Origin of the sequence: uncultured Campylobacter sp. (genome assembly GCF_937997465.1) — a bacterium.
Classification (GTDB): Bacteria; Campylobacterota; Campylobacteria; order Campylobacterales; family Campylobacteraceae; genus Campylobacter_A.
In genome coordinates this window covers 1-8427 of sequence record NZ_CALKTQ010000090.1, presented here as the reverse complement: position 1 = coordinate 8427, position 8427 = coordinate 1, and the positions used below count along the sequence as shown (strand labels likewise).

The window sequence follows — 8427 nt, the reverse complement described above, 5'->3', positions numbered from 1 at the left end:
TAATAAAAACGGCTTTGGCGAAGGTGAGTGGATCCCATACCTAAAGATTAACTACGAGCTAAAAAACCTTGATAACGGCAAAGTTAAAAAAGGAACATTTATGCCTATGGTTGCAAGCGACGGTCCTCACTACGGCGCTAACCTAAAAATGGACGCAGGTGTGGGCAACTACGAGCTAAAATTTCATATAGAAAATCCTGAAAAACAAGGCTTCGGTCGTCACGCAGACAAAGAAACGGGCGTAGGTAAATGGTTCGAGCCGTTTACCACGACCTATAAATTCCAATATACCGGAGCGCCTGCTAAATAATTCGGGCTTAGAGCGGCTAAGTCCGCTCTAAATTTTATTCAAATTCTTAAATTACAGGGCTGATCATGTCTATATATTTCGTCCAAGTTATCTCATCGTTACTGGGATTTGTCCTTTTTGCAGCGTTAAACAACGACAAAAAGAGCCTAAAAGCGCTGTTTCTACCCTCGGTTTTGGGTATCGCAGCAGGCATAGTCGTTTTTAAGATCGCTAGACTCACGCTTCACGACGCGGGCGTTAAAATGGTATTTGACGCGGCTACTTTGGTATTTTTGCTAGTTAGCGCGCTTTGGATTTTTATCAAATTTAACCCTGCAAAGATGATAACGTTTTTCGCCTTGGGCGCGGGCTACGGCTTAACCTATGCTCACGCTAGCGCGAATTTTCCGGTATTTGCAGGCGAGCTACTCGATACGCAGTCCATCATCAGCTTATTTTTGATGATATTTGCATTTTTGCTTTTACTGATTTTATTTTTCGTCGTTTCAAATTTAAAAGAGTGCCTGTGCAAGCATGTCTTATGGACGTTTTCGCTTCTTTTTCTTGCAGTTTTGATAGTGCAAGCTATTTCAAACACGGGGCTTGAGTTTATGCGAGCGGGCATGATACCTACGTATCCGTGGGCGCTCTCGCTCGTGGCTAAGGGTATTTACTATACGACTTTTGCGCAGTATTTTTTCATCTTTTCGGTTTTGATTTTGGCGGCTATAAATTTCAAAAAACGTCCGGCTCCGCTCGTAAAATCAGTCGTGGGCTCGAATAAATTTAGATTTAACAACGCGGCTAGAAATTTCATGGCGACAAACTCAAAAAGTAGCATAGCTATCGTCGTTACGGCTCTTATTTTCGGGCTTTACTACGATCTGCACGCATCTAAACCGCCCGAGATCTCAGATCCTATCATCGTAGAACCCGTAAACAACGAGTTTAAATTTGACGTCGAAAAACTCGCCGACAACGAACTTCACCGCTACGCCTATATAAACGACGAAGGCAGGGAGATAAGGTTTTTTCTTTTAAACCGCTTTTCAGACCGCGCTTCGCCGATCATCGTCTTTGACGCGTGCGCGATATGTGGCGATATGGGCTACGTCAAAAAGGGCGGCGATCTCATCTGCATCTCGTGCAATGTACGCATTTTCTTGCCATCAGTCGGCAAAGAGGGCGGCTGCAACCCGATACCTATGCCGTTTGAATTTGACGGCAAATTCGTAACCGTAACGCTTGATACCATCCAAAGCGGTGCGAACTATTTCTCAAAAGTCGTCGAAAAAATGGTGCTAGATCCGGTAAGCCGCAAGAAAGTAAGCAATATCGGCTCGAAATCTTATTTATACTACAACAGGACGTATTTCTTTGAAAACGAAAAAACTCAGGCGGAATTTGAAGCCAACCCTGAAAAATACGTCGATATAAACGGGACTTTAAAATGAAAAATATGCAACTAAGGCTTATAAAAAGCTCGATCACCGGCTCAAAGGTGCAAAAAGGTATGGCCTTTATCACCATACTTTTGGCGACGGTTTTGATCGCTTGTATGCTAAATATCACGCTAAAAATCGGCGATCAGATCGCTAGTGAGCTGCGAGGCTACGGCTCAAACATCGTCGTCTTGCCAAAGGGCGAAGCGCTAGCTATCGAGATCGAGGGCAAAAATTTCACCCCGCTAAAATCGCAAAACTACCTAAACGAAGAGGATTTGCATAAGGTAAAGGAAATTTTTTGGCGAAACAACATCGTGGCGTTTGCGCCGTTTCTAAACGGAGAGGTAAAGGACGCTAGCGGCGAAAAATACCAAATCACGGGCACTTGGTTTGATAAATTTGCAAACGTGGCTGACGAGCCGGAGTTTAAAACGGGCGTAAAAACGCTATTTGGCTTTTGGGCGGTTGAGGGCAAATGGATAGAGGACGACGATACGCAAAACGTACTCGTGGGCGAAAATTTAGCCGCAAAGCGAAATTTGAGCGTCGGCGGCGAACTAAATTTAAACGGACGTAGCGTAAAAATCGCGGGCGTGCTAAAAGGAGCCGGCGAAGAAAGCTATAAGATCGTAACCTCGCTAAAGCTAGCTCAGGAGCTTCTAAATAAGCCCGGACAGTACTCAAAAGCCGAGGTTTCGGCGATGACGATCCCGGAAAACGACCTCTCGGTTAAGGCCAGGCGAAATTTAGACAACCTAGATAGTGCCGAATACGATATGTGGTACTGCTCGGCCTATGTTAGCTCCATAGCCTATCAGATCGAGGAGAACTACGCTGGCGTCGCGGCAAAGGCGATGATGCAGGTAAGCGACGCCGAGAGTAATATCGTGAAAAAAATCCAAAGCCTAATGGGTATCGTTAGCGTCATCGCGCTTGCGGTCTCCTCTATCGGCATCACCTCGCTGATGACTAGCGAAATTTACAGACGCAAAAAAGAGATCGGCCTACTAAAAGCCATAGGTGCTAGCAACTTTGAAATTTACGCCCTTTTTGCGAGCGAAAGCCTAGTCGTGGCGTTTTTTGCGGGCATTTTGGGTGCGTTTTTGGGTTACGCGCTTAGCTACATAATCGCTTACAGTATCTTTGGCTACGGCATCGGCATCGCGTGGATCGTGCTTCCGCTTAGTATCGCTTTTGCGCTTCTTATCTCGATCGCGGGCTCGCTCGTGCCGATGAGAAGCGTCGTTAAACTCTTGCCTGCGGAGGTGCTATATGATCGCAAATAAAGGCTTTTTTTATAACGTCATTTTTAAAAGCCTGCGCTTTGGCGCGGCTAGAGTGGGCGTCATCATCGTCTCTATCCTGCTTGGCGCGTGCGTGACGGCGGCTTTTGTAAACGTATATCTAGATATCGACTCAAAAGTAACCAAGGAGCTAAAAAGCTACGGTGCTAACGTGGTTTTCGCTCCCGCAGACCCCGTTAGCGACGCAATAGACGAGGCTAAATTTAACGAAAAGATCGCCAAAATCCCAAGCGACAAGCTAATCGGGCAGAGCGGATATCTTTTCACGCAGGTAAACATAGGCCCAACGACCGCGATCGCTATGGGCGTCAAATTTAGCGATCTAACGCGGGTTAAGCCGTTTTTAGAGGTTAAAGAGGGGCAAGGCATAACGCTTGATTTTGACGAGAGAAACGCACTAATCGGCACCGATCTAGCCAAACAAAGCGGATTTAAGGTTGGCGACACGATCGAAGTAAGGCAAATCGGCGCGAATGCGGGCGAAAAAGTAAAGATCCGCGGCATCGTGCAAGACGGCGACAAAGAGGACTCGCTACTCATCATCTCGCTACCTCTAGCGCAAAAGATAGCAAACGAGCCAAATGCGTTAAACTATGCCGAGGCCGTAGTGACGGGCAAATTTGACTACATCAGCGAGCTTGGCAAGAGCCTTAGCGACGAGCAAATTTCGGTTAAACCCGTGGCTAAAATTTCAAAATCAGAGGGTCTGATTTTAGACAAAATTAAGCTTTTGATGGCGCTAGTTAGCTTTGTCATCTTGCTTATCACTTCAATGTGCGTAAACACGACTCTAAGCGCGATTTTGTTTTCGCGTTCAAAGGAGATCGCGCTGCTTAGAGCACTTGGAGCTAGTAAGAAAAACGTGTTAAATTTGTTCGGCGTCGAGACCTTCGTCACGGCGCTTGCGGCGGCTTTGGCGGGTGCTATTTTAGGCTATGGTTTGGCGCAAATTTTAGGCTACGCGATTTTTGATTCGAGCATCGATTTTAGATTTATGAGCATACCGATAGCGATGGTTATCTCGCTCGTTTTTGCGGGCGTGGCCTCGATCTATCCGATCAAACGGGCGCTAGAAAATAAGATGGCCGATATTTTAAGAGGAGAATAATATGCAGTACGCGATAAGATTAAACGGGATAGAAAAAAGATTTGGCGAAGTAAGAGCGCTGGAGAGCATTACCTTTGACGTAAATGCCGGCGAATGGGTTAGCATAATGGGTCCAAGCGGTAGCGGTAAAAGTACGCTGGTAAATATCCTCTCGCTTATGGACGAGCCAACCGCAGGCACGTACACGCTAGGCGGAGACGACGCTAGCAGACTTAGCGACGAGGAGACGCTCAAATTTCGCCGCGAAAAGATCGGGCTAATATTTCAGCAGTTTCACCTCATCCCCTACCTAAACTGCGTCGAAAACGTGATGATAGCGCAGTACTATCACAGTAGTGTGGACGAAGAGGACGCTAAAAAGGCGCTCGAGCGCGTTGGACTGGGACATAGGCTAGATCACCGTCCGAGTCAGCTTAGCGGCGGCGAGCAGCAGCGTCTGTGCATCGCGCGCGCCCTGATCAACGATCCTGATATCTTGATAGCCGACGAGCCGACTGGTAACCTAGACGAAGCCAACGAGCGCGTAGTTTTGGAGCTGTTTCAAAAACTGCGAAGCGAGGGCAAAACCATCCTGCTCATCACGCATAACCCCGATCTTGGGCAGTTTGGCGATAAGATCGTCTATCTAAGGCACGGCAAGATGGAAAATATCCACTACGTGAGCGAGGGCGAGCGTGCGGAGGCATGCGAGAGACTAGCAAGCGAGCCAAAGGGTCAAAGCGCCTTTGCGACGGTTTAAATTTGGGAGAATTATGATAAAAAAATATATATTGTTAGTCTTTGCGGCGGCGATGATCGCTGGCTGCGGAAATAGCGGCTTTGACAAACACCACATCAGCCTAAACTCGCCAAAGGGCGTAGATACGCACTATTTCCCGGAGGGCAGACGACTCAAAACGGACGGCAAGCCATACATGCTATTTTTCTTCGGCACTTCTTGCGGCGCCTGCGTAGCGCAAGCTCCTATCGTAAATGAAATTTACTCCGAATTTAAGGACAAATTCGGCGTTTACGGGATATTTGGACCGAGCCTTGGATTTGATAAAGATATCGACATGGTTAGGCAGCACCATATTGCCTACGACGTGATTAGCGATAAGGTTTCGGTTGATTATTTTAGCAAGGCCGTAGGCGGCGTGATGGGCGTGCCCGCGATATTCGTCTTTGACGGCGAGGGCAATCTCAAAAAGCGCTTCATTGGACTCACGCCAAAAGCAACCCTTGAAAACGAGATCAAGCTCGTGTTATAAATTTACTCAAACGTAAAGATTTAGTAGTAAAATACGCTTAAATTTGATCCTAAATTTGACCCGTCCGCGTTAAATTTGCGGCGGTCAAATTTGAATAAGGAGACGCGAAATGAAACCAAAAATTTTCTCTATTTTGCTATTTGCGATTTTTTTCGTAGGCTGCGGCGAGCCCCGCACGCCAGAGCTTTATGCTAGAAGCACGGTGCCGATTTTCATCACTAACGGCGACGTGAAAAAAGCCTCGCGCAGCGTCTACGTTTACTTTAAAAACTCCTGCGGCTACGCAAACACGCTAGAAAATACCGTGCGAAACAAGCTACTGCAAAACGGCTTTACCCAAAGCATGGATCAAAAGAGCGCTGATATCGTGATAATGGGCGATTTTACGAGCTTGCAGCGCTTTGAGCGACGCGAACGCCCGCGCGCGTATATGAGCATGGGTTACGGCTGGGGCGGCTACGGATACAGGCGTAACATGGGCTTTGGCATGCTTTTTGGCGACCCGTTTGACGATGATTTTTACGACAGGACGGATTATTATCTGTATAGAGCCTATATCAGCGTGATGATCCGCGCAAACGGCAGCGAACAAAGAACCAATCTCGAGATCGAAAGCGGCCAAAATCTTTATTCGCCAAGTTATATAATCCCATACATAGAAGAAAAAGCGGCGACGCAGATACTTAGTTTCTTTTATCCTTAGCGGCTTGTCTTTTTCCTTTATACTTCGCTTTGCTTCGTTGCACTCGCAACTGCAAGCAGAAGGAAATTTCGCCGAAGCTCGGTTACGTATTTTATATACGCGCCCTCGCTCGGCTCATTTCCGCCTCGTCTAAAGAAAAAATACTTCACCTTATCGTTTTACGCTCAAATTTAAAGTCAAATTTGTCAATTTCGGCTTCAAATTTTACCCACCGAGACCCGCACCTTGAAAATGTAAATTTGAGTTTTTAAATTTTACACATCGATTCAGACTATTCACTCTTTGCCTAAAATTTACGTTTATCAAATTTAACTTCTCTAGCGTCAAAAACGAAAATCAAGATTTTTTCAAATATTTTTCTATATAATTATGATACAAAAAATCAAAATTATCATAAAGGATACTAAATGAGATTAGCTATCAGTCTGGCTGCGGCTGCGACGGCGCTATTTGCAAACGGCGCAAATCTCGACGTCATAAAGCCGATAAAGGATTTTACGCCTCCGCCGCCTTATACGCCAAACATCGCCCAAAGCGCGTTTCCCGAAAACCAATTCGACCGCGCGCCTAGGGATGATTATTTTTTCGTGACGGATTTGCTTGATAATTCTATGAATAAATTTCACGTCGCGGGCGGATTTTACGGCAGGACGTTTTACGGTTCGGGACTTTTTAAATACCGCGGCGCAAATTTCTACACGATTTTAAACGCGAACTTTTCTAAAGCCAACCGCTACAAAGACGGCGGCGGCAGAGAGTGGAACTACGGCTACGCCAGGCAGGGGCAAAGCGCAGTCGTTGGTTTCGTGCCTAGCGAGCTAAGCGAGTTTAGATTTACGCTCGTACACGACAACATCGACGACGACAAGCAGCCTCACCATCTCATGGACGCCGTCAAGACCGAGCGATACGTCGGTAAATTTAACGCTCGTATCGGCGCGGAGGATCTATCAAATACGCTAAATTTCGAGCTAATGCTGCGCGACGTGAGCAGAAACGCCGACAACTATCATCTAAGAAGCGCGGCGCAGACGGTCAAGGTCGAACTGGATAGAAAAATCGTGGACGCCGAGCTAAAATACGACGCGGACTTGGGCGACTTTCATAATCTTGCGGGTATCAGCTATCAGCACGATAATCATGAGGGCAAAAGGTACGTAAAACAGCCTAGCGGCTGGGTTTTTAACGGATATAGGTTTGCCGACGTGACAAATAAGCGAACGAGGATTTTTGATACGCTAAGCTATAAATTTAACGACGCTCACAAGCTTAGTTTAGCTCTAAACTACGACTGGATGAGATCAAATTTAAAGGGGCTAAACGAGCCCTATTTTGCGCCCGCCGCACCGCTTAGAACGGTAAAAGGGCTTATCCGCAGCGTTTATGGATATGATTTTGACAGTAGCGTCAAGCAAGATGGCCTAAGCGCTAGCCTAAAATACGATTTCACGCCAAACGAGCTGGATAGCTACTACGCGGCGCTTGAGAGCTTGCAGCGCATACCCGGCAACATGGAGCGATTTAACACGCTTTACGGTCCGATGAATAACGGCTGGGTGAGCAACCCGCTGCTAAAACCGGAGCGTCACAACCGCGTAAATTTGGGCTTTACTTACAAGAGCGAATTTTATAAAGATTACTTAAGTTCGCGCCAGGGCGAGGATAGCTTTAGCGTGGGCGGGCACTTTATCGCAGACGACGTGCAGGATCTGGTTATCTACGATCGCCGTCATGCCGCTTCATCCACGCCGCCAATAAACAGAAACGCCGTCATCACGCGTAACGTCGACGCTAGAATTTACAGCGTAAATTTGCGCGGCGAGTATAACTTCGCGCGAAATTTCGGGCTAAAAACTTCGTTATTTTACAACTACGGACAAAACAAAACTGACGGCAGACCGCTCTATCAGATCCGCCCGTTTGAGGCAAATTTGGCCTTTGATTACAAAGACTACGCGAGCTTTGGCAGCTACAATATCGGCACTGCGGTGCGCTACGTAGCAAAGCAAAATAGGGGAGATTTTGATAAAACCACCGGCTTTGGCATCGATAAGCGCGAAGCCGCAAAGAGCTTTACGACGATGGACGTTTACGGCGGATTTGAGTTTAAAAACAGCTGGGGCGTGAGGCTAGGCGTGACGAATATCTTTGATAAAGATTACGCCGAGTTTATCAGCGGCGAGCACGTAGGTGCGCTAGATCCTGCGGTGGTGCATGCGCCGGGGAGGGCGGTGTTTGTTAGTTTTCACTCTAGTTTTTAAAATTTGGGCGGCGGCTTGTCTTTTTGCTCTATACTTCGTTGCTTTTAAATTTGGCTCGGTCATTACC

Annotated in this window: 9 protein-coding genes; 8 read left to right on the top strand and 1 reads right to left on the bottom strand. The window is 46.9% G+C overall.

Annotation, left to right across the window (positions count from 1 at the left end):
- The 7 genes from Q0546_RS02695 to Q0546_RS02665 form a co-directional block, all read left to right on the top strand.
- The coding region (locus Q0546_RS02695) for an iron transporter (RefSeq protein WP_298790299.1) at positions 1–310 on the top strand (310 nt) is incomplete at its 5' end.
- Positions 311–375: 65 nt separating this feature from the next.
- Entirely contained in the window at positions 376–1743 is a 1368-nt protein-coding gene (locus tag Q0546_RS02690) for a Fe-S-containing protein (protein ID WP_298790297.1), read from the top strand.
- Positions 1740–3020 (top strand): ABC transporter permease, encoded by a 1281-nt coding sequence (locus Q0546_RS02685; protein ID WP_298790295.1) that lies wholly within the window; start codon positions 1740–1742, stop codon positions 3018–3020. Before Q0546_RS02690 ends, Q0546_RS02685 begins: the two co-directional genes overlap by 4 nt.
- Positions 3007–4146, top strand: a complete 1140-nt coding sequence (locus Q0546_RS02680; protein WP_298790293.1) for an FtsX-like permease family protein — start codon at positions 3007–3009, stop codon at positions 4144–4146. The genes Q0546_RS02685 and Q0546_RS02680 overlap by 14 nt, the downstream gene beginning before the upstream one ends.
- 1 nt (position 4147) lies before the next feature.
- A complete protein-coding gene (locus Q0546_RS02675) occupies positions 4148–4885 on the top strand; it encodes an ABC transporter ATP-binding protein (protein ID WP_298790291.1) in 738 nt (245 codons plus the stop codon).
- 13 nt (positions 4886–4898) lie between these two features.
- Positions 4899–5396 (top strand): TlpA disulfide reductase family protein, encoded by a 498-nt coding sequence (locus Q0546_RS02670; RefSeq protein WP_298790289.1) that lies wholly within the window; start codon positions 4899–4901, stop codon positions 5394–5396.
- A gap of 109 nt (positions 5397–5505) precedes the next feature.
- Positions 5506–6099: a hypothetical protein gene (locus Q0546_RS02665; protein WP_298790286.1), complete on the top strand. Its 594-nt coding sequence runs from the start codon at positions 5506–5508 to the stop codon at positions 6097–6099.
- Positions 6100–6116: 17 nt separating this feature from the next.
- Here the strand turns inward: Q0546_RS02665 and Q0546_RS02660 are convergent, their stop codons facing one another.
- A complete protein-coding gene (locus Q0546_RS02660; protein ID WP_002948977.1) occupies positions 6117–6248 on the bottom strand; it encodes a hypothetical protein in 132 nt (43 codons plus the stop codon).
- Between the two features lie 258 nt (positions 6249–6506).
- On the opposite strand from Q0546_RS02660, the gene Q0546_RS02655 reads away from it, so the two are divergent.
- The gene (locus Q0546_RS02655) at positions 6507–8360 is read left to right on the top strand and encodes a TonB-dependent receptor (protein WP_298790283.1); all 1854 of its coding nucleotides are present in this window, start codon (positions 6507–6509) and stop codon (positions 8358–8360) included.
- The last annotated feature ends 67 nt before the right edge of the window (positions 8361–8427 follow it).